This window comes from Pseudemcibacter aquimaris (assembly GCF_028869115.1).
In the GTDB taxonomy this organism is placed as follows: Bacteria; Pseudomonadota; Alphaproteobacteria; order Sphingomonadales; family Emcibacteraceae; genus Pseudemcibacter; species Pseudemcibacter aquimaris.
This window is the reverse complement of record NZ_CP079800.1, coordinates 684,216-706,390: the sequence shown is the minus strand read 5'-3', so window position 1 is coordinate 706,390 and position 22,175 is coordinate 684,216. Positions and strand designations below refer to the sequence as shown.

Here is a 22,175-nt window from a genome sequence, read left to right as displayed (position 1 = left end):
CGCTCACGTAATTTATGAATTTTTTAGGAAGGGAGGCTAGCAATGGCCAAACCAGCAAGTGTAAAAATTAAACTCGTTAGCACAGCTGACACTGGTTTTTATTATGTAACTAAGAAAAACCCACGCAACATTACCGAAAAAATGGTAATGCGCAAGTACGACCCTGTTGTGCGTAAACACGTTGAGTTTAAAGAAGCAAAAATCAAATAAATTTTTGCAAACGCTCTATTTATAAGAATGGCTGCTATTATTTTAGCGGCCTTTTTTATTGGAAATTTTCTGATTTTATTGATCTATTAGGCAAGTTGACCCGCAAACCATATTGCGACCATTTTCCTTAGCTTTATAAAGCCCTTCATCAGCTTGTTTAAGCAATTCTTCCTTAGTGTTACAGTCATCACTAACGATGGAAACACCGATACTTACTGTTACGTTAATTGGCTCTTCCGAGCCGGAAATTTTAAATGGTTCTTCACTGATTTTCTTGCGAACACGTTCCGCGATGAACATTGCAAAATCGGCATCGGTTTCCGGCATCACGACCACAAACTCTTCACCGCCGTAACGTGCGACCAGATCAATACTTCGCATATTATCGCTTATACGTTTTGAAAATTCTTCTAACACTTCATCACCGGACGCGTGACCATATGTATCATTTACTTTTTTGAAATGGTCAATATCAAGCATCAACAATGATGTCTTCGGCCTACTGTCCGGGCCTTTTTTGAAAATATTATCCAGATGAGTATCAAGAAAATGACGATTATAAAGGTTTGTAACCGCATCGGTCACGGCCATTTCCATGTTCTTTTTCATTTTACCACGAAGATAATCCGCAAAACGTTTATGGCGCACTTGCGATTTTACGCGTGCGACTAACTCATTTCCATCAATCGGCCTTGTCGCATAATCCGTAACACCAATTTCCATCGCCTGAATAAGCGTATCATTATCACCATCATCAATAAGCACTAAAATTGGTGAATGACGTGTATTTTCGCTTGATCTAATTTGTGAACAAAGACGTAAACCATCCACATCACGAAGGCTTAAACTGATGATAAATAAATCATACTGTTCAAGTTTTTCCGTTGAAATTTTCCCGTCAGCAACATTATCAAGATCAACTTGATCTACTGTCTCATCCAGATAACCAACTATTCTTTTCGCTACACGTTCATAATCTTCGATCAATAATGCTTTCACATTATTCATATCAATCGCAGAACTTAATTCTGATAATGTATCACCGCTAAAGGCCTGCCCGGTTGAGTTACGAATACGAAGCTCATCCATCAAAACTTTCAAGCGAACAAGTGATTTAACACGGGCGAATAATGGTAAATCCTGAATTGGCTTCGTCAGGAAATCATCCGCACCGGCTTCAAGGCCAGTGACACGGTCTTTTGGCTGGTCAAGCGCCGTTACCATAATAATCGGAATATGGGCAACTTTTGGATTGCCTTTAACACGGCGACAAACTTCAAAACCATCCATTCCTGGCATCATCACATCAAGAAGTACGATGTCAGGTTGTTCATTTTCAATAATTTCGAGAGCTTCAACCCCGTCCATTGCCGTTAATACATCAAAATATTGACTGCGTAATTTTGCTTCCAACAGTTTAACATTATGAAGTACGTCGTCGACAACTAAGACACGGGCTGTCATATTATGTGTTTATCCCACAAATTTTCTGATAGTTTCAATAAAGTGGCTTACAGAAATAGGCTTCGCAATATAGGCTTCACAACCGCCCTCACGAATCTTTTCTTCGTCCCCTTTCATCGCGAATGCTGTAACAGCAATTACAGGAATCGATTTAAGTTCATCGTCTTCCTTAATCCATTTCGTTACTTCCAGGCCGGAAACTTCTGGTAATTGGATATCCATTAAAATCAAATCAGGTTTTTCATTTCTGGCAAGTTCCAGGGCCTTCATCCCTTCCTGCGTTTGAACCGTCTCATACCCATGAGCATCCAACAAGTCACAAAAGAGCTTCATATTTAGATCATTATCTTCAACAACTAGAATTTTTTTCGGCATAAATGGTCTCTTTTTTTACTATATTTTTTTGAATTATATATCAAAACTCAATAAACTATTAAACACTATTAATCAAAGGATATGAAGAAGCGGTTAATTTTTATAATTTTTTCTATAATTCGTAAACATTAATTATATTTAATCCATCTTGCCACACAATACAAAAGAAATATCAATGGATCACGATAACGCCGAAATATTAGCCATCAATGCCCTTTCATTTGTTGCATCAGATGAAAAATTATTATCCGGATATTTAAAATTATCTGGTACTTCATTAGAGGATCTAAAATCAGATATGGGGAATCCGGAAAGGTTTAATGCATTACTTGGAAGCATTCTTGATTATTTAATGCAAAATGAAAACGCACTTATTGGTTATGCTGAAGAATATAACATTGATCCAACCAATATATCAGCCGCAAGAGGGGCTTTCCCAGGGGCCATGCCCTTTCAATCATGACTGATAATGATCAAGCCACACCATCCTTTTGCAAGGATTGCCTTACGGATACAGATGAGCATCAATTAAAATGTAAAGAATGTGGAAGCCCGCGAATTTTATCACACCCAGAACTTCATACACTTACGATCGCGCATATAGATTGCGATGCATTCTATGCCAGTATTGAAAAACGGGATAATCCGGATCTGGACGCAAAGCCGCTGATCATCGGGGGCGGTAAACGCGGAGTTGTTTCAACGTGCTGTTATATTGCCAGAACATATGGCGTTAGGTCAGCCATGCCCATGTTTCAAGCCAATAAATTATGCCCCAATGCAGTCGTTTTAAAACCAAATATGGATAAGTATGCTGCCGTCAGCAAACAAATAAGGGAAATATTCACATCTCTCACCCCAAGTATTGAACCGATATCAATTGATGAAGCATTTATTGATCTAACGGGGACCGCAAAGTTACACGGTATGTCAGCCGCAAAAGTTTTAAACCAAACAGCCACTCGTATTAAAAACGAAATTGGCATCACGGTTTCCATCGGCCTTAGTTATAATAAATTTCTGGCGAAATTAGCGTCCGACCTTAACAAACCCGATGGTTTTTCGATTATCGGAAAATCTGATGCAAAAACCATATTAGCCCCAATGCCTATCAACAAAATATGGGGCGTTGGCAAAGTTTTAAATGCAAAAATGAAACGAGCGGGCATAAGTCAAATCGGCCAGTTACAAAAAATGGATTTAAAAAAACTGATCCGTGATTATGGTTCGATGGGGGAACGGCTTTATTATTTTTCACGCGGCGAGGACCGTCGCACCGTCACTAAAGAAACAACGGTAAAAAGTGTTTCAAATGAAATCACACTTGATCAAGATGTTGCGGATTACAACACGCTAAAAAAGCATTTATGGGCATTATCTGAAAAATTATCCGGCAGATTAAAAGACAAACATATTTCCGCCAAAACAATCACTCTTAAATTAAAAACTGCAAATTTCAGAACTGTCACCCGTGCTGTCACACTGGATGATTCGACCCAAATGGCCGAAATAATTTATGAACACGGAAAATCGCTTCTTAAAAAAGAATGTAATGGCCTTGAATATAGATTGATCGGCATTGGTGTTTCAAAATTCATTGATGAAAGCTTTTCCGATTTACCTGACCTGCTTGACCCCGATAAAGAAATAAAAATCAAAACAGAAAAAGCCATAGATAAAATCAGGGAAAAGTTTGGCAAAGATATTATCAACAAAGGCCGAAAATTCACCTGACAAAGAATTTTTTTCATATAAAATAAATTCAATAATTCCAAAAAGGGGAATAAGAGCATGAAATTCAATATTATATCAGCCGCAATAATTGCTGGCTTAATGACCATTACAACGGGGTACGCCCAAGAAAACGAAGTACCCCCACGTGCTGAGGGTGAAGGACAATATGAACGACTCGTGCTGCGTGGTGGTTTTATCATTGATGGCACAGGTGCACCTGCATATGGTCCCGCGGATGTAGTCATTGAAAATGACCGCATCACTGAAATTAAAGTGGTCGGCACCCCAGGGCGCCCGATTAATCCCGATAGACGCCCTGCCCCCGGTGACCGTGAAATTGATGTTCATGGCAAATATATTTTGCCGGGCTTAATCGATATTCATTCACACATCCATTCTGAAAATTCTGGGCAGGGTGTGTCACCGGAATATATTTTCAAACTGTTAATGGGCCACGGCATAACAACAATACGTAGTCTTGGTTCCGGTGGTGATACACGCGTTGTCGGCCTTAAAAAACAAAGTGCAGCTAATGAAATTACGGCCCCCCGTATTGTTGCATTCCCGATCTTCAGTGGCATTGACACCGTTGAAGGGGCCCGCGAACGTGTTCGTGAAATTAAAGCCAACGGCGCAGATGGCATTAAATTTTTCGGCGCACCAAAAGAAATCCTTTGGGCGGCCCTTGATGAAGCGGAAAAAATCGGCCTTGAGACCACAATGCATCACGCACAACCGGACGTGACCCACGCAAACGTCCTTGATACATCGGCACGCGGCCTAGACAGTATGGAACATTGGTACGGCCTACCGGAAGCATTATTTGAAGATCGTTTAGTACAAGACTATCCATCCGATTATATCTATACCGATGAAATGGACCGTTTTGGCGAAGCTGGAAAACTTTGGAGACAAGCGGCAAAACCGGGCTCTGACAAATGGAACGAAGTAATGCAAACATTGCTTGATCGTGATTTTGCGCTTAATCCAACATTTACCATTTATGTAGCATCACGCGATTTAATGCGCATGAGCCGCGCCATCTGGCATGACGAATATACCATGCCAGTTTTATGGGATTTTTACCGCCCAAGTCCGGTTGCGCATGGTTCATACTGGTTCTATTGGACAACAAAACATGAAGTACAGTGGAACGAGAATTATAAGCTGTGGATGCAATTCATTAATGAATATAAAAATCGCGGCGGAAAAGTCGGCGTTGGAAGCGACACTGGTTTTATTTATAGCCTTTATGGTTTTGGATACATTCAGGAATTTGAGCTTTTACAAGAAGCAGGCTTCCACCCGCTTGAGGTTATCCGTTCTGCAACCTTAATCAACGCAGAAGAGCTTAAAATGGAAGATGAAATCGGCAGCCTACAGGTTGGCAAAAAAGCAGACCTTGCCATCGTCGATGAAAACCCACTCCATAACTTTAAAGTTCTTTATGGAACGGGTGCCATCAAGTTAAACGAGGAAACTGGCCTAGTAGAACGTGTCGGTGGTGTTCGCTGGACCATTAAAGACGGCATTGTTTATGACGCGTTTAAATTACGTGCTGACGTTCGTGAAATGGTTCGTGAAGCAAAGATCGAAGCCGGCATATCACTAGATAAACCACTGGCGATCGCCAACACACCGCGCGAAGAATAGCGTTAACCATTTATTAACCATAAAAGCGGTTATTTTACCCATATAAGGGCAAGTTTTTCCTAAATATAGGATTGCTTGCCCTTTGTTTTACAAGGTTTTCCTTCATTCTCACTCCTCAAGCATCTGGCACACTTTTTGCAATAAATTACAGCAGTAGTTTATTAAAAAGGAGCGTAATATGAATATCATTCAATATAGTCAGGAAAATCAGTTAGATCATTCCAATTTCAAGATCAGCGAAAAAGCATCTGAACTTGTGAAGAAATTCCATCAGTCCGCTGATGGTCTTACTTTAAAAAACTGGAAAGCGCTTTCTGAAATTCTTGATTACGCCGCCGCAGCAGAACAAACCATTGCTGAGCAAAAAGCATATATTTCAAATTTGGAATCGATGGCATCAACTGACATGTTAACTGGATTGTTGAATAAGCAAGGGTTTGAATATGAAGTTTCCGCGGCTATTGCGCGTGCAAAAAGATTTGGTGAACAAAGTCTTTTTGCTTATCTTGATCTTGATAAATTTAAAATCATAAACGATAGCTTCGGCCATAAAATTGGCGATGAAATTCTGCTTAAAATCGGAACTCTGCTTGCACAATCAATCAGACAAACTGATTTCGCTGCCCGTATTTACGGCGATGAATTTGGCATCCTTCTAAATAAATGTGATATTGAAAAAGCAAAAGAACGTGCCGGATACATCCGTCATAAACTAAGAAAAATTACAGTCATGCACGAAGGCCATGAAATACATGTTAGTGCAAGCTTGGGTTATGCCATTATCGACAGCAATAGCAGTCTCGAGGAAATTTTCCATGAAGCAGATCTGTCCATGTATCAAAACAAAAATGAGCGCAAAAGAACCAAAAACAGATATCACATGAGTTAAGATTAAAGCCTTTTCTTTGCGATAAAAAAATCGTAATCTTCGTCACGTAAAAAATAAATTATACGGAGATAACATGAGCAATTCGCCAAAAGAAAATTTAGAAAAATTAGGCATTAATCTACCTGCACCGGTGGCCCCGGTTGCGAACTACGTTCCATATACGCAATCGGGTACGCTTTATTCCATTTCAGGACAAGTTCCAATCGAAGACGGCAACCTTCCTTTCACTGGAAAGGTTGGCGTCGATATTTCAGAAGAAGAAGGTGCAAAAGCAGCCCGTCTTTGTGGCATCAATATTATCGCACAAATCAACGCAATTTGTGACGGTGATTTAAGCCGTGTTAACCGCATTGTGAAATTAGGCGGATTTGTAAATTGCGCAGACGGTTTTGGTAACCAGCCGGAAGTCGTAAATGGCGCATCCGATCTTATGGTTGAAGTTTTTGGCGATAAAGGTAAGCACTCTCGTTCAGCCGTTGGTACAAACGCCCTTCCGCGAAATGTTTCTGTTGAAATTGATGCGCTTGTGGATATTGCGGACGCATAAAAATATTTTCTTCTTGGGGGTTTAACCGCCCCCAAAAAGGTTCTAAATGAAATATAGGGTATTTGATAAAATAACAGACATTCCGCAAGGTCAGTGGGATCGCTGTAACTATACAAACAACCCTTTTTCATCATATGGCTTTTTATCTGCACTTGAAGAAAGCGGATGCGTTAACGCGAACACCGGATGGCACCCGCAACATATAGCCATTATTGATGATGATGAAATTGTTGGTGTATTACCACAATATCTTAAAAGCCATTCACAAGGTGAATATGTTTTTGACCATGGTTGGGCCAATGCTTATGAACAAGCAGGTGGCCATTATTACCCCAAAATGCAATCATCCATTCCGTTTAGCCCTGTTAACGGGCCAAAATTACTAAGCCCCATTGCTGATGTCAGACAACAATTGCTGCATGCAGCAATTTCCCATACAGAAGAATTGGGTATCTCGGGCCTACATTTCACATTCATCACCGATGATGAAGCAACGGTTATGACGTCACAAGAATTGTTATTACGTCAAGACCAACAATTTCATTGGTTCAATGACAATTACAAAACATTCGATCATTTTTTGAACACCCTTTCTTCACGGAAAAGAAAGAATATTAAAAAGGAACGCGAAACAGCACTTTCAAATGACATTGAAATTGAATGGTTAAATGGAAAAGATATTAAGGAAGTTCATTGGGATCATTATTATGAATTTTATATCAACACTTCAAACCGCAAATGGGGCAGACCGTATTTGAACAGGGCTTTTTTCTCAATACTTAGCGAAAACATCCCTAACGACATATTATTGATCATGGCAAAACGTGACGGAAGATATATTGCTGGCGCGCTCAATCTAATCGGACCGGATACGCTTTACGGACGATATTGGGGATCGACCGAATATCATAAATGTCTACATTTCGAATTATGTTATTATCAGGCAATTGATTTTGCCATTGAACAAAAACTTAAAAAGGTCGAGGCAGGTGCCCAGGGCGATCATAAAATCGCGCGTGGTTATATCCCGATCGCAACAAATAGTGCCCATTGGATTACGAACCCGTCTTTTAAAGACGCCATAAAAAAATTTCTCGCTCAAGAACGAAAAGCCGTGAAACGAGAAATTGATTATTTAAGCGGGTTTACGCCTTATAAAAACACTGATTAGCTTGAAGTTCGGCGATAAATTTCAAAATGTCCGAGATTGCAACTTTTGACATTTCCACCACCAGGTGCAACTTTATTGCCAAGAGCGGGTCCATGCCCCGTTAGAAACTCATCATCACTGCAATAAGCGCTTTTTTCATTAACGAGATGCCCAGAGACACCCATCACATTGCATTTTTCACTTAGCTTATTTAAGACATAATCGCCATTTGTCATTTTGAATAATATCGTTTCATTATCCAAAACACGTGTTCTTTTAATTCTTTCTTTTGCGATACATTCAGCTTTAAGAGTAGTCTTAGAAAAGCCGTCTAGTTCTGAATATTGCTTTTCTTCGGCACTGGCGCTTATAGCAACGCCAATGCTTATTAATGTTGAAAAGGTATAGAATGCAATTTTGTTCATGTTACCCCCAATCATTCAATTAGGATTTCTTTTCAAGAACTTCGAATTGACTTAGCATGCATGTATCACGTCTTGCGTAAATCACGTCTTTTGCACAGAGTTTGCTATTTCTGACAGCGTAATTAAATTGACGCTCAAATTCCAGGCTTTCGCATCTATTGTCCATTGTATTAAGGACTGTTTTATTGCCTCTTAATTCAAACAAGATGCGATTATTATCAATGACAACTGATTTTTTAATATTCTTGTAATTGATGCAATTTTCAAAAGTACCTGTTTGATTATATCTATCCAGTTTCTTTTTCGCCGCTTTTTGCGCCGCTGTTTCATAAGCAATAGCACTGTTGCCAATTGCTAAACATCCGATCAATAATACCAATGTTTTTTTCATCGTAACTTCCTTTATATTGCGCCTCATTTGTGTCAATGAATCAAAAGTAACAAAAAAACACCCTAAATACAACCCTATAATTGCATTTTACAACTTTTAATTTAAATAACATAAATTTACTCATAAAAAAATTGCCACCCAAAACATTGAAATGGCAATTTTCTACATAATTTGCGTAATTTCTTGCTTATCCAGCCTCTTTTTTCTCTAAGACCTCAAATTTACCAAAACCACAGGTTGTACGCGCCCGCATATTATCCATCACATTAAAGAAATCCACATTGCATAGCCTGTTGTTTCTTACGGAATATGAAATCTGCTGCAAATATCCTAGCGAATGACATTTTCTGTCTAATGTATTCAACAGAATATTTTTTCCAGTCATTTCAAAAATGATGTGTTGATCATCCAGTATCTTAGTTCTTCTTATACTGTTTGCCCGCACACAATTTTTAAATTCACCAGTTTGGCTATATTTCGCCATTTCTTTATTATAACGTTCGGACTTTTCTTCCTGGGCAAAGACACTCGCCCCTATTCCAAATGTTAGTGCCCCAATAATCAGTACTCTCAACATAGTTGTTCTCCTACTATCAAGTCACCCGTTCTATTTCATCCTCAAGCCGTTTCTTTTGGCTTGCTTTTCCTTTTGCGTTTCGGTTTCGGCAGCAATTTTCCAGGCTCTACATCAATCTGTAACTTCTTATTCTTGCAACCGATTTTAACTTCACCACCTTCTACAAGTCTGCCAAACAAAAGTTCGTCAGCAAGCGGCTTTTTAATCTCTTCCTGAATGACGCGTTTTAATGGTCTTGCACCGAAATGCTTGTCATAACCTTTATCTGCGATAAATGCTTTCGCAGCAGGTGTCATTTTAATATGAACGCCGCGGTCTTCTAATTGCATTTCAAGCTCAAGAATAAATTTCTCGACCACTTGCTCAATGACTTTTGGCGGCAATTCGCCAAATGGCACAATCGCATCAAGTCGGTTTCTAAATTCGGGAGTAAAGAGCTTCTTAATCGCTTCTTCATCAGCGCCTGACTGATCAGAAACACCAAACCCAATTGATTCTTTACTTAATTCTGCCGCCCCCGCATTGGTGGTCATAATTAAAATCACGTTTCTAAAGTCGATTTTTTTACCATTACTATCGGTTAACGTTCCGTGATCCATTACTTGAAGCAAGATATTATAAACATCCTGATGGGCCTTTTCGATTTCATCAAGCAGAAGAACGCAATGCGGTGTTTTATCGACGGCATCCGTCAGCAAGCCACCCTGATCATAACCTACATATCCGGGAGGTGCACCAATCAGACGTGAAACCGTATGACGTTCCATATATTCAGACATATCAAATCGCTCGAGCTCAACCCCAAGAAGGCTCGCCAGCTGTTTCGCGACTTCTGTTTTACCGACACCCGTTGGGCCACTGAATAGATAACAACCAATTGGTTTATCATCTTCACGTAAGCCCGCACGTGATAATTTAATCGCGTCCGAAAGAACTTCGATGGCACGGTCCTGACCAAATACGACACGTTTCAAATCTTTGTTCAATGTGGAAAGCACCGACTTATCATCTTTTGATACTGATTTTGGCGGGATCCGCGCCATTTTTGAAACCACATTTTCAACATCGGAAACGGTAATGTTCTTTTTGCGTTTTGGTTCCGGTAACAGCATTTGCGACGCACCGACCTCGTCAATTACATCAATTGCTTTATCCGGTAATTTACGTTCATTAATATGACGTACGGAAAGATCAACGGCTGTTTCAATGACTTCGTCGCTATATTTCACATTGTGGTGTTCTTCGAAATATTTTTTGATCCCTTTTAGAATTTCTTTTGCTTCGTGCGGTGTTGGTTCCACCACATCAATTTTCTGGAAACGACGCAGTAGCGCGCGGTCCTTTTCAATATATGAACGATATTCCTTATATGTGGTTGAACCGATACAGCGTAGTGCACCTTTTGCAAGCGCTGGCTTTAACAAGTTGGATGCATCCATGGCACCGCCGCCCGTGGCACCGGCACCAATGATCGTATGAATTTCATCAATGAAAAGAATGGATTTTTCTTTTTCTTCTATCTCTCTAATAACCGCCTTGATGCGTTCTTCAAAATCACCACGAAAACGAGTTCCCGCAAGGATGGTTCCCATTTCAAGACAATAAATCTCTGCTTCGTGTAAAACTTCCGGCACTTCTTTTTTGACGATACGCAATGCCAGTCCCTCTGCAATCGCAGTTTTTCCAACACCGGGGTCGCCAACGTATAAAGGATTATTTTTTGAACGACGGCATAAAATTTGAATTGTACGTTCAACCTCATTCACACGACCAATAAGTGGGTCAATTTTTCCTTCACGTGCCCTGTCATTCAGGTTCACACAATATTTTTCTAGGGCAGTTTTTCCACTGCCTTCTGCGACCTCTTCTTCATCAAGATCATCATCCATGTTACCATGTCCATCCGGATCGCCGGATTTTGCAAGACCGTGTGAAATATAATTCACAACATCAAGCCTCGAAACTTCATGTTGCTGAAGATAAAAGACCGCATGGCTTTCGCGTTCTGAAAATAACGCGACGAGTACATTGCTGCCGTTCACTTCTTCACGTCCGCTGCTTTGCACATGCAGGATCGCGCGCTGAATAACCCGTTGAAAACCCGCCGTCGGCGTAGCATCAATTGCCGTTTCTTCAGTGATATTGCCAAGTTCTTGGTCCAGATACACTTTAACTTCGGCGCGAAGTTGTTGGATATTCACATCACAAGCCCGAAGAACGGCAACTGCATCCTGATCATCCAATAGCCCCAAGAGTAGATGCTCAAGAGTCGCAAATTCATGTTGTCTTTTATTGGCTTCAGCAACACTGCGATGAAGAGTATGTTCCAAGTTTGGTGAAAATGTCGGCACGTTTATCTCCTGCTTCTAATCTTTTTCGAGTGTACATTGTAGTGGATGTTCGTTTTTTCTCGCATATTCAACAACTTGATGAACTTTGGTTTCTGCGATTTCAAAGGTGAACACACCGCACACGCCGATACCTTGCTGATGCACCTGTAACATCACACGCATGGCTTCACTTTCCGGCATTCTGAAGAATTTTTGCAGAACGTGAACAACGAAATCCATCGGTGTATAATCATCATTCAGCATTAGAACTTTATACATAGACGGTTTTTTCGTCTTGGGCTTTGATTTCGTAATGACCGAACCTTCGAAATCCATGCCATTATCGTTGTTTTGTTCACTCATCGTTTTCCACTATTGCTACACATCTTATTTATTAAAGATAAAACCGTATTTTTGATTTTAAAGGGTCAGTTATAAAATTAACTGATATTTATCTTATCATAAAACTTAATTTTTATAAAACTTCGGGCAATTTTAAGCCATACCGATCCAACAAACATTGTAATTCTGATACCAGTGCATTTAATGCCGTTTCATCCTTGCCTTCACAGCGTGCGACAACCACATCCTGCGTATTTGACGCCCGTATCAACCACCATCCATCATCTGTGACAACTCGTGCGCCATCAATATCGTTATACGCAATATTGTGTTCTTTCAGATGTTTTAAAATATCATCAACAATTTCAAATGGATCATTTCCGTTTGTATCAATCCTGATTTCAGGCGTATTGACAACATTCGGTAGTTTCCTTTTTAACGCAGTTAATCCGCCTTCAACCATTGACGCAATATTTATCAGCCTGATCGCGGCATAAATTGCATCATCAAAGCCATAATAATTATCTTTGATAAAGATATGAGCGCTCATTTCACCTGCTATTGGCGCGCCCGTTTCTTCCATTTTGCTTTTGATTAAAGAATGCCCCGTTTTCCACATAACAGGATTACCGCCTAATTCCTTAACCCGGTCAAATAGCATCTGACTACATTTTACATCAGCAACAATGTTGGAACCCGGTTTGGATTTTAAAATTTCTTCGGCGAATATAGCCAATAATTGGTCGCCCCAGATAATATCACCCCGGCCATCCACAGCCCCTATTCGGTCGCCATCACCATCAAATGCAACGCCCATGTCCATTTTTTTATCTGCAATCAATTCTTTTATTTGCGATAAGTTTTTTGCGACTGTCGGGTCAGGATGATGGTTTGGAAACGTCCCGTCTATTTCCCCGTTGATAAGATAATGCTTTCCCGGAAGCCGGCTGATAAGAGCCGCAACCACTTCCCCGGCGGCGCCATTGCCCGGATCCCATGCCACTGAAAGATCGGCTCTTTCCCACGCTGCGAAATCAACATCCCTTAACAATCGGTCTGCATACCGATCAAAAACATTAACATGCCTTGCTTCGCCGTGCCCTTTTTCAAAATCACCCGTTGCTGCAACATCGCCTAATGCTTTAATTTGTTTTCCATAAAAACCAGATTTTCCAAGCATAAATTTAAACCCGTTATAATCAGGCGGGTTGTGTGAACCGGTAATCATAATCCCGCCATCAGCGTCCAATTCGAAAACGGAATAATAAAGCATCGGTGAAGGACCGCACCCAATGCGCAACACATCAACACCCGTTGAAATGATGCCCTCTGTTATTTTTTCTTCAAAATCCGGGGAACTGATACGCCCATCATATCCGACGCATATTTTTTTTCCGCCGTTGCGGCGCACTATCGTGCCAAAAGATTTTCCAAGAAAAAATGCGTCATAGCCATCAAGTGTTTTGCCAACAATTCCGCGAACATCATATTCACGAAGAATGCTGCTGTTAAATTGATGCATAAATTTATCCTGTATTATTTATTGAGCAGAATATCTTTTGCCTGATTAAGTTTGGCTGCAAAATATCCTGATCCCCCTTGATCCGGATGAATTTTCATCATCAACCGGTGATGAGCCGCTTTAATATCGTCAGGCGTAGGATTCCCTTGTAATTCAAGAATTTCCAACGCTTCTTCACGGCTCATTTTGCTATCATATTTTGGTTTGGGTTGTTCAACACCTGCTTTTGACCGTAAATAAGACCACAATGTGCCCTGCCATGATAATGCGGCCGCCACCGCAAGTACGCCCGCCACAGGAATGTTACCTTTGATTAAAATGATAAACGCCATTGCCCCCAGTGCAATTGCCAACACTTTACGAAAAGTATCGTTAAATTTTTCCGGTTGCGTTTTCATGTAATTTGAAATCGCGTAATAGGAAATGCCAGCACCAAGCAGCAATATGAGCGCGTATAAAATCATTTAAGAAGCCTTGCTTTGCTTATTCTGTTCAATCTCATCCCATTCCGGCAAATCCAGGTCACCCATTAATCTTCTAAGTTCTTGACGTGCAGCCACATGGGACATGGTCATTTTCTCTTTTGTATCACGCAAATCAACAAGGGTCAGCCCTTTTGGGAATAATTCACGGTAGATCACCCTTTCACCAAGGCCTTGAATATATCTGAATGAAATTCGTTTCTGCAATTCTTTAAGCGCCGCATTAACACGGCGTTTATTCTTTGCATCCAGCGCAGATGTTCTATTGCGCATCACGACCCAGTCAATGGTGCCACGGTCTGTTGCCGCGCGATGTTTACGAGCATCCCAGACCATTTCACTATAAAGACTTAATTTATCAACTTTATAGGTATCCTGATCGACAGAAGCCAGAAGATCAAGATCAACAAAGCTATCGTTAATCGGCGTTATTAATGTATCCGCAGAAGCATGAGCAAGTCTGGAGAGATTAGAATCACTTCCCGGGCAATCAATTAAAATAAAATCTGATCCTTCATGAAGCTCTTCCATCAATTCCGAGAAGTTTTTTGTATCTTCATACATCATATTATCCACGTCACCATTTAATGAGCGTGACAAGACATAAACATCCGGAATAGCAAGATCTAGTTCATTTTTTTCTGAATATTTCAATCTGTTTTCAAGATATCTTGCAAGTGATTTCTGTCTCGAATCCAGATCAATCACAGAAATTTTAAATCCTTTTCTAAGCAGGCTCACAATAACATGCATCGCTGTTGTTGATTTGCCCGATCCCCCTTTTTCATTCCCCACTACTATAACATGTGCCTTGTTATTATCTTTAGGCATCACTTTCTCCAAACACCAGTTCCACAATAAATCTAGCAATTAGCTGCTCGTTATATTATTATCAATAATCATGTTCGTTAATCTATCCTGTTAGGATTTACATGGCTAGTAGCTTGGAAACAAAAAATTCATTTTTTGGCAAAAAAACTGTTTCTTTCATTTTATTGGCAACTTTATTCCTAATTTTGCCTTTGTCTGTATCCGTTTACCAAGTGATCGAAAGCAGAAAAGCAGTTTTAATTGAACCCCCTGTTGAAATCGTTGAAGAAACACCTAAGCCATCTGATATTCAATCAATATTGGCATCATATGGATATGATATTATCGCGGTAAGGCGCGGTCATATTGACGTTCCACCGATTTTTTTAAACAGCGTTCCTACAACACTTTCTGATCTGGATGTTACCGCCAGAAAGAATGTTTTTATATCCATCATTCTGCCGCTGATTTTGAAAGTAAACGATGATATTCAGGCGGACCGCGAGCTATTATCCGAGATCATGTTCACACGTGAATTTTCCGGTGAATTTAAAGATGCCGACCGCATTTGGCTTGAGCAAAAAATGAAACAATATCAAATCCAAGGGTTTGATATTCCAGAATTATATTCAAGAATGAACATCATTCCCCCTTCACTAGCCATCACGCAAGCGGCCATCGAAACGGGATGGGGAACATCTAGATTTGCGACAGAAGCAAACGCATTATATGGCCAATGGACATGGGATGACGAAGAAGGCATGGTCCCCTTAAGACGCGAAGCGGGCAAAACCCATACGATTAAAGTATTTGATGACCTTCTGGGCGCGGTTAAGGGATATGCCATGAATTTAAACACCCACCCTGCATACGAAGATTTCCGCATTGAACGCAGAAGATACGAAAAACCAGAAGATATTAAGGTAAGCGATTTACTTATTACTCTTATCTTTTATTCAGAATTGGGTTTTGAATATATCGACCGATTAAACAACGTGATCCGTGCAAACAGCCTGGAACAATTTGATCATGCATCACTCAGATACGCGGAATATCAAGAAATTAAATTAGACCTAGCTCCTTAAGGTCATTTCTAAGTTCAGTCGGCATATTTTGTTCGGGGCTATTTTCCGGCAGATCTTTTGGCGCTGATTGTTGATCCAGATACCGCCATCCTTGAAACGCCCTACGTGGCTGGCTTTCTGTAAGGTAAATTTTCTTATCCATTTTAATCATGCATTTTGTGCCGTTATCGGTTTTTACTTCTTCAAATCCGATAATGCGTTGTCTTGCCTGAATAAACCCTTTCATCACCCAGTAAAGCGAACCGCCATCCAATATTTCATCGGCGCGCTTCGGTTTAAAACGGGTCACATGGAAATTATAATCAAGCCCTTTGTTACGTGGGTCGTTTTTGCGTGCTTCGATCAAATGTTCCACACTTTCAATCCCCACACAAAGTTTGATGATATTTACGGCCATTGTTAAAGAAGCACCACCGCCGCAAGTCCAAGAAAGGCAAAAAAACCAATGACATCTGTCACTGTCGTCACAAAAATACTACTGGCGAGCGCAGGGTCCACATTCATTTTATCAAGCATGATCGGAATAAGAATTCCCGCAAGTCCTGCCATCAACATGTTCACAATCATCGCTGCGCCCATCACACCGCCAAGCGCAGCATTTTGAAACCAAAGCCAAGATAAACCACCAATAATAATGGCAATGATAACGCCATTTACAAGAGCAATGGAAAATTCCCTAAATACAATGCGTTTGGCGTTACTTGATGTCAAATCACGCGTGGCAATTGCCCTTACTGTCACGGTCATGGTCTGCGTACCTGCATTCCCGCCCATTGATGCAACAATCGGCATAAGTACCGCCAAAGCCACCATTTGCTCAATGGTCGCGTCAAACATTGCAATTACAAGCGATGCCAAAATTGCCGTCGCCAAATTAATAATCAGCCAAATCACACGGTTCTTTGATGCTTCAAGAACGCTCTCCGAAATATCCGTTTCCTTAATACCGGACATAAGCATCAAATCTTCTTCTGCTTCTTCGTCGATAACATCAACTACGTCATCCACAGTAATCATACCGATCAAACGGCCATTATCATCGACCACCGCCATGGAGGTCAGGTCATATTGACGGAAAAGATAGGCCACTTCTTCCTGATCCATATCAACAGGAACGACTTTTGGCTCTTCTTCCATTAATTCATGAATTAAAGTTTCACGGTCACTTCTGATGATTTTATTTAAGGCGACCGTTCCTATCGGGTGATGTAAATGATCCACGACAAAGATTTCATAAAATTCTTCCGGCAGTTCATCATCAGTTCTAAAATAATCAATTACTTTACCAACCGACCATTGCCCAGGAACAGATACCAAATTACGTTGTAGCAAGCGGCCCGCACTATCTTCCGGGTAAGAAAGACCTTCTTCTACGACTAGGCGGTCTTCATCCGGAAGCGCATCGATAATTTTCCGCTGATCTTCTTCGTCCAGATCCTCAAGAACGTGAACCGCGTCATCACTTTCCATTTGCGAAACGGCGCGGGCGATGTCCTCATCATCCATTTCCGTGATAACGTCATCAAGGGTACTATCATCAAGTTCAGAAAGAACTTCCGGTTCAAGGTCCGCCCCTACAAATCCAGTTAGAAGTTTACGATGGTGATCATTAATCTGTTCAAAAACGTCCGCGATATCAGCGTTATGGAGAGGCTCAAGAAGATAATCAATCTGGTCTTTATCCCCTTGCTCAAGGGCATAAATAATTTCATCCACCAGCTCAGGAGAAACCGGTAGCACATCATCCAGATGGCTTTCATTTTCAGAAAGATTATTTTCGACTTTCGCGTTCATTTTCTTCCCCTGAGTTCCGTACCCTTATCAACCGTATATCTTTTGAGGTCAAGAACTTAAATGAAATATACAGGAAACTCTTTTCATATTCATAATTATCAATTAAGTTTCGCATAAAAATTAAAACTAAAAATTGAAAGTGAAATAAAGTGCAATCATTTATTCCGCCAAAAAGAACCTTAATGGGCCCGGGCCCGTCTGACGTATCACCACGTGTACTCGAAGCCATGGGAAGACAAACTATCGGTCATCTTGACCCTGCATTTCAAACTTTAATGGATGAAATCAAAGAACTATTAAGATACGCATTCAAAACAGAAAATAAATTAACCTTCCCTGTATCCGCACCAGGTTCAGCCGGCATGGAAACATGTTTCGCCAACCTAATTGAAGAAGGCGACAAAGCAATCATTTGCGTCAATGGTGTTTTTGGCACACGAATGGTTGAAAATGTTGTTCGTTGCGGCGGTGAAGCCGTTGAGGTAAGCGATGAATGGGGCACACCCGTTTCACTAGAAAAGCTAGAAAGTGCATTACAAGCAAATCCGGATGCAAAAATCGTCGCCTTTGTTGCTGCGGAAACATCAACGGGTGTCGCCAGTGATGCCAAGGCAATTTGTAAACTGGCCCATGATCATGACTGTATCACCATTGTTGACGCCGTTACGTCACTGGGGGGTTCTGAACTTGATGTGGATGGTTGGGGCATCGATGCCATTTATTCCGGTTCACAAAAATGCTTAAGCTGCCCACCGGGTATTTCACCGGTTAGCTTTAATGACCGTGCCATCGAAAAAATTAAAAACCGCAAATCACCGGTTCAAAGTTGGTTCTTGGATCTTAACCTTGTGATGGGTTATTGGGACGGATCAGGTGGTCGCTCATATCACCATACAGCGCCAGTTAATGCGATGTATGCCCTTCATGAAAGTCTTTTAATTCTTAAGGAAGAAGGACTGGAAAACGCATGGAAACGTCATGCCGATATGTCCGCGAAACTGCGTAAAGGTTTTAATGATATGGGAATTGAATATCTTGTTGATGAAAATTGCGCATTACCGCAGCTAAACACCATCAAAATCCCGGAGCATATCACCGACGAAGCCGCGATTAGAACCAAATTACTAAATGATCATAATTTGGAAATCGGTGCTGGCCTTGGCGCACTTGCCGGAAAAGTATGGCGTGTCGGCCTTATGGGCCACAGTGCGTGCGAAGAAAATGTAAATAAATGCCTCGCAGCCTTTAAAGCGGTGATGAATTAATCACCGTGCTAATGCCGTAATCAATTCATTATCGCTTACGATACGCTGAACCGTTGCGTTTAGCGTATTGCTTAATTGTGAATTGTTGGTATCCGGATTTGAAGAAAACGGGATGGTGCGCTGTTCGGAATTGCTATATGTGCGGTTAAAGCCTCTTTCAACGGCTTCTACCTTCACACGGGTTTTGGTTTCAACATCCGTTGAAATGGTGCCGCCATCTGTTGTGTAGCTCATTTCTTCAAGGAATATATGCAAATGAATAGCACCCGGATCGTTGGAATCGGTTACACTAAAACCCATTTTCGAAAAACTATCCACTAAGGCAATGCCAATAGTTTGGGCCATATCCTGACTGGTTGAAATTTGCCCACCATCACCATATGTGCCAATCACACCGCTTGGGCGGTTATCTTCTACGGATATGGATAACGGTAATCCATGCCCCACATTTGATGGTGTTACTTTAGGATAAATGGCAATCACTGCATCCTGTGATACGGATGCGCATGCCGTTAATGCTGACACTATCAACAAAACTATAAATTTCTTCATTAAACCATTCCTCCCTCAACAATGACCGTATGGCCAGTACTGCATGACATTCTGATTGCCTTAATGGGCGCATATTCATCGCCATTATACATGGCTTTGGCTGTTTCCATATCTGGATATTCTATCACCACCAGCCTTGTTGGTGACCAATCGCCATCCATAATTTCAAATGGCCCGCCACGTACATGATACTTACCGCCATACTTTTCCACAAGTGGACGCGCGAGTTTCATATATTCAGCGTATTTTTCCTGATCATGAATTTCAACATCCAAAATTAAATATGCGCTCATTTTGATTTCCTACGGCTTAAGGCGCCAGATTAATATTATAACTGGTGATCACGGTCGAAATCGCCGACACTTCAGGCATGTTTGGCCCCACATAACGAATAGTATGACTGTCAATTCTTTCCATTTGCGGAAGCCAGTCTAACATTTCACTTACACGGTAATTTTTAAAACTGATATCCATCGTGATCGGCCCTTCGATCTTCATTGGTTCAAAATCATCAATGCGATTGATGGCCGCGATGGTTTTTTCTTTAATCAGTTTTTGTGCTGCCGTTGGATGCAGATTTTTTGCCGAATGGAAACTGTAATTCCATTTCACCACTGCCCCTTCAAGGCCATTTCCGATTGTTTCTTGCGCCTCTTTCACAGCGGCATCATCACCGGAAATCATAATAATCGGCACACCGTAATGCCCTGCGATCGCCGCATTGAAATAACTTTCGCCAGCGACCTTGCCATTTAACCAAAGCCCCGTCAGATCTGCACTGGATTTTGTATGGGCACGCACGCCGGACATATAATTGGTGCTTGAATGATAACCAATGAAAATCGCGCCATCAAAGCCGCCCTCTTCAATCCCCTGCATCATGCCGAGCTTTCTTGGCCATGAACGGATGACTTTTACATTTTCAGGGAATTTCTCAATTAACAAATTTTGACCATTGCCGTGACTATCACTGACCAACACCTCATCAGCACCTGCCTCAAACGCGCCCTCAACGGCGGCAAGCGCCTCTGCGGTGGCAAATTCACGAAAACGGTTATATTCGAACCCGCCCGGCCCTAATTGTTCCCCGGTAACAGCGCCAGCGATCCCCTCAAGATCAACAGAAATATATATTTTTAATTTATCATCATCCTGTGCCATTGCGGTTGATGCTGTTAACGCGCAAATAGCGGCGATTATTGTTTTTTTCATTTATTCCTCCCTAATAAAAATCCTCATACCAAATGAATGATATGAGGATTCTAAAGTTTTTAAAAATCATTTTTTTATTTGCATTAACGAAGCGTCTTGGCAACCTCGTCAACACGGCGCCAAAGATCAAGTGTATTGCCGCTCCAGATTTTTGCGATCTCTTCTTCGGTATAGCCACGCTTTACCATTTCCGCAGTTACATTCATGGTTTCAGCAGCGCTCATCCAACCTTTAACGCCGCCACCGCCATCAAAATCGGATACAAGACCAACATGATCAATACCGATCAGATTAACGGCATAATCAACATGATCAACATAATCACTCACCGTTGCTTCTGGGTATTTGACATCAATGGCTGCCATTCCGTCAATATATTGCTGCGCTGTTGCGTGTTTGGTGCTATCCCATTCTGTATCACCGGCCGCCGCGGCAACCGCTTGACGAAGGGCATCAACCTCTGGTCCTTTTTCAGGGTAATATTTAACAAAACTATTTAAGCCAACAAGCTGCACCACGCCACCAACGGCTGCCACAGCCTTTAGCTGTTCATCATTTAAGTTACGTCTATGTTTTGCAATTTCCCAAACGCCAGAATGCGATGCGATCACCGGTGCCTTGGAATATTCCGTTGCCTGCATCATACATTTGATAGATGTATGTGAAATATCCACCATCATACCAAGACGGTTCATTTCATCGATCACTTTATATCCAAATTCACTTACGCCACCGTGTTCTTCTTCTGCATCACCAAGACGTTCAAGCGGACCGGAACTATCGCAGATGTCATTATGTCCATTATGGGCAAGCGTCATATAACGGGCGCCAAGATTATAAAATTCTTCAATACGCTCTAGGTCTTTACCGATCACGAAACCATTTTCAATGCCGATTGTCGCGACTTTGCGGCCGCTCTCGGCGATTTCCATAAATTGATCCGGCGTATAGGCAAGACCAATACGGTCAGGATAAAATTCTGTCATGCGGTGAATAGCACTGAATTTACGGCGCGCTTTTTCTTCGGCCAGGGCATACCCTTCAGGTGTGCGTTCCATTTGACCGACATAAACGATGAAGAACCCACTATCCAGACCGCCGACTTCCATTTTACCCAGATCAACTTGCTGTGGTGTATCTGTGCCCGGATCATAAATCGGGTCGAATGTCATATCTTCATGAATGTCGATATGTGTATCAAGCGTAATTACACGTTCATGAATGGCCTCAACGCTCATGTCTTTATCAGCAGAAGCACTAGCATCACTTCCACCCTGCTCACCACATCCGGCGATTGCAAGTGCGGCCAATGAAACCATTCCGATTTTAAGCTTATTATTAATCATTTTCTCTCCCAACATTTTCG

At 41.3% G+C, this 22,175-nt stretch carries 25 protein-coding genes; 9 read left to right on the top strand and 16 right to left on the bottom strand.

Annotation, left to right across the window (positions count from 1 at the left end):
• Window positions 1-42 precede the first annotated feature (42 nt).
• Window positions 43-210, top strand: coding sequence for a 50S ribosomal protein L33 (gene rpmG / locus KW060_RS03440; protein WP_249034974.1), 168 nt, complete (start codon window positions 43-45; stop codon window positions 208-210).
• Between the two features lie 75 nt (window positions 211-285).
• Here rpmG and KW060_RS03435 read toward each other — a convergent pair whose 3' ends face one another.
• A complete protein-coding gene (locus tag KW060_RS03435) occupies window positions 286-1,674 on the bottom strand; it encodes a PleD family two-component system response regulator (protein WP_249034973.1) in 1,389 nt (462 codons plus the stop codon).
• A 9-nt stretch (window positions 1,675-1,683) separates the two neighbouring features.
• The gene (locus KW060_RS03430; protein WP_249034972.1) at window positions 1,684-2,049 is read right to left on the bottom strand and encodes a response regulator; all 366 of its coding nucleotides are present in this window, start codon (window positions 2,047-2,049) and stop codon (window positions 1,684-1,686) included.
• 175 nt (window positions 2,050-2,224) lie between these two features.
• Here KW060_RS03430 and KW060_RS03425 point away from each other — a divergent pair, with 175 nt between their 5' ends.
• The 6 genes from KW060_RS03425 to KW060_RS03400 all read left to right on the top strand — a co-directional run bounded on the left by KW060_RS03425 (window position 2,225) and on the right by KW060_RS03400 (window position 8,043).
• The gene (locus KW060_RS03425) at window positions 2,225-2,512 is read left to right on the top strand and encodes a DUF3572 domain-containing protein (RefSeq protein WP_249034971.1); all 288 of its coding nucleotides are present in this window, start codon (window positions 2,225-2,227) and stop codon (window positions 2,510-2,512) included.
• Entirely contained in the window at window positions 2,509-3,783 is a 1,275-nt protein-coding gene (locus KW060_RS03420; protein ID WP_249034970.1) for a DNA polymerase IV, read from the top strand. The genes KW060_RS03425 and KW060_RS03420 overlap by 4 nt, the downstream gene beginning before the upstream one ends.
• 57 nt (window positions 3,784-3,840) lie before the next feature.
• Window positions 3,841-5,436, top strand: coding sequence for an amidohydrolase family protein (locus tag KW060_RS03415; protein ID WP_249034969.1), 1,596 nt, complete (start codon window positions 3,841-3,843; stop codon window positions 5,434-5,436).
• A gap of 178 nt (window positions 5,437-5,614) precedes the next feature.
• On the top strand, window positions 5,615-6,325 hold the full coding sequence (locus KW060_RS03410) for a GGDEF domain-containing protein (RefSeq protein WP_249034968.1): 711 nt from the start codon (window positions 5,615-5,617) through the stop codon (window positions 6,323-6,325).
• Between the two features lie 73 nt (window positions 6,326-6,398).
• Window positions 6,399-6,872, top strand: a complete 474-nt coding sequence (locus KW060_RS03405) for a RidA family protein (RefSeq protein ID WP_249034967.1) — start codon at window positions 6,399-6,401, stop codon at window positions 6,870-6,872.
• 46 nt (window positions 6,873-6,918) lie between these two features.
• Window positions 6,919-8,043 carry a GNAT family N-acetyltransferase gene (locus tag KW060_RS03400; protein WP_249034966.1) on the top strand — a complete coding sequence of 375 codons (1,125 nt, stop codon included), beginning with the start codon at window positions 6,919-6,921 and terminating at the stop codon, window positions 8,041-8,043.
• Here KW060_RS03400 and KW060_RS03395 read toward each other — a convergent pair.
• The 8 genes from KW060_RS03395 to KW060_RS03360 form a co-directional block, all read right to left on the bottom strand.
• Entirely contained in the window at window positions 8,040-8,447 is a 408-nt protein-coding gene (locus KW060_RS03395) for a hypothetical protein (RefSeq protein WP_249034965.1), read from the bottom strand. The two genes, KW060_RS03400 and KW060_RS03395, sit on opposite strands and share 4 nt — an antisense overlap.
• A gap of 19 nt (window positions 8,448-8,466) precedes the next feature.
• Window positions 8,467-8,838: a hypothetical protein gene (locus KW060_RS03390; RefSeq protein WP_249034964.1), complete on the bottom strand. Its 372-nt coding sequence runs from the start codon at window positions 8,836-8,838 to the stop codon at window positions 8,467-8,469.
• A gap of 187 nt (window positions 8,839-9,025) precedes the next feature.
• A complete protein-coding gene (locus tag KW060_RS03385; RefSeq protein WP_249034963.1) occupies window positions 9,026-9,415 on the bottom strand; it encodes a hypothetical protein in 390 nt (129 codons plus the stop codon).
• 41 nt (window positions 9,416-9,456) lie between these two features.
• Window positions 9,457-11,766: an ATP-dependent Clp protease ATP-binding subunit ClpA gene (gene clpA / locus KW060_RS03380; RefSeq protein ID WP_249034962.1), complete on the bottom strand. Its 2,310-nt coding sequence runs from the start codon at window positions 11,764-11,766 to the stop codon at window positions 9,457-9,459.
• 15 nt (window positions 11,767-11,781) lie between these two features.
• Window positions 11,782-12,108, bottom strand: coding sequence for an ATP-dependent Clp protease adapter ClpS (gene clpS, locus KW060_RS03375; RefSeq protein ID WP_249034961.1), 327 nt, complete (start codon window positions 12,106-12,108; stop codon window positions 11,782-11,784).
• A 112-nt stretch (window positions 12,109-12,220) separates the two neighbouring features.
• Window positions 12,221-13,609, bottom strand: coding sequence for a phosphoglucomutase/phosphomannomutase PgmG (pgmG, locus tag KW060_RS03370; RefSeq protein ID WP_249034960.1), 1,389 nt, complete (start codon window positions 13,607-13,609; stop codon window positions 12,221-12,223).
• Between the two features lie 14 nt (window positions 13,610-13,623).
• Entirely contained in the window at window positions 13,624-14,073 is a 450-nt protein-coding gene (locus KW060_RS03365; protein WP_249034959.1) for a J domain-containing protein, read from the bottom strand.
• Window positions 14,074-14,922: a division plane positioning ATPase MipZ gene (locus KW060_RS03360; RefSeq protein WP_249034958.1), complete on the bottom strand. Its 849-nt coding sequence runs from the start codon at window positions 14,920-14,922 to the stop codon at window positions 14,074-14,076.
• Between the two features lie 101 nt (window positions 14,923-15,023).
• On the opposite strand from KW060_RS03360, the gene KW060_RS03355 reads away from it, so the two are divergent.
• Window positions 15,024-15,986 (top strand): glucosaminidase domain-containing protein, encoded by a 963-nt coding sequence (locus KW060_RS03355; protein WP_249034957.1) that lies wholly within the window; start codon window positions 15,024-15,026, stop codon window positions 15,984-15,986.
• Here the strand turns inward: KW060_RS03355 and KW060_RS03350 are convergent.
• Both KW060_RS03350 and mgtE read right to left on the bottom strand, forming a co-directional pair.
• Window positions 15,964-16,383: a DUF1489 family protein gene (locus KW060_RS03350; RefSeq protein ID WP_249034956.1), complete on the bottom strand. Its 420-nt coding sequence runs from the start codon at window positions 16,381-16,383 to the stop codon at window positions 15,964-15,966. The two genes, KW060_RS03355 and KW060_RS03350, sit on opposite strands and share 23 nt — an antisense overlap.
• 2 nt (window positions 16,384-16,385) lie before the next feature.
• Window positions 16,386-17,780 carry a magnesium transporter gene (mgtE, locus tag KW060_RS03345; protein WP_249034955.1) on the bottom strand — a complete coding sequence of 465 codons (1,395 nt, stop codon included), beginning with the start codon at window positions 17,778-17,780 and terminating at the stop codon, window positions 16,386-16,388.
• Window positions 17,781-17,962: 182 nt separating this feature from the next.
• On the opposite strand from mgtE, the gene KW060_RS03340 reads away from it, so the two are divergent.
• Window positions 17,963-19,045, top strand: coding sequence for a pyridoxal-phosphate-dependent aminotransferase family protein (locus KW060_RS03340; RefSeq protein ID WP_276515123.1), 1,083 nt, complete (start codon window positions 17,963-17,965; stop codon window positions 19,043-19,045).
• Here KW060_RS03340 and KW060_RS03335 read toward each other — a convergent pair whose 3' ends face one another.
• From KW060_RS03335 to KW060_RS03320, 4 genes are all read right to left on the bottom strand, one after another.
• Window positions 19,046-19,597, bottom strand: a complete 552-nt coding sequence (locus KW060_RS03335) for a YajG family lipoprotein (RefSeq protein ID WP_249034953.1) — start codon at window positions 19,595-19,597, stop codon at window positions 19,046-19,048. It abuts the gene before it with no gap.
• Window positions 19,597-19,890: a DUF1330 domain-containing protein gene (locus KW060_RS03330; protein WP_249034952.1), complete on the bottom strand. Its 294-nt coding sequence runs from the start codon at window positions 19,888-19,890 to the stop codon at window positions 19,597-19,599. The genes KW060_RS03335 and KW060_RS03330 overlap by 1 nt, the downstream gene beginning before the upstream one ends.
• A 16-nt stretch (window positions 19,891-19,906) precedes the next feature.
• Window positions 19,907-20,809, bottom strand: coding sequence for a M55 family metallopeptidase (locus KW060_RS03325; RefSeq protein WP_249034951.1), 903 nt, complete (start codon window positions 20,807-20,809; stop codon window positions 19,907-19,909).
• 83 nt (window positions 20,810-20,892) lie between these two features.
• Window positions 20,893-22,155, bottom strand: coding sequence for a dipeptidase (locus KW060_RS03320; protein ID WP_249034950.1), 1,263 nt, complete (start codon window positions 22,153-22,155; stop codon window positions 20,893-20,895).
• Window positions 22,156-22,175 lie beyond the last annotated feature (20 nt).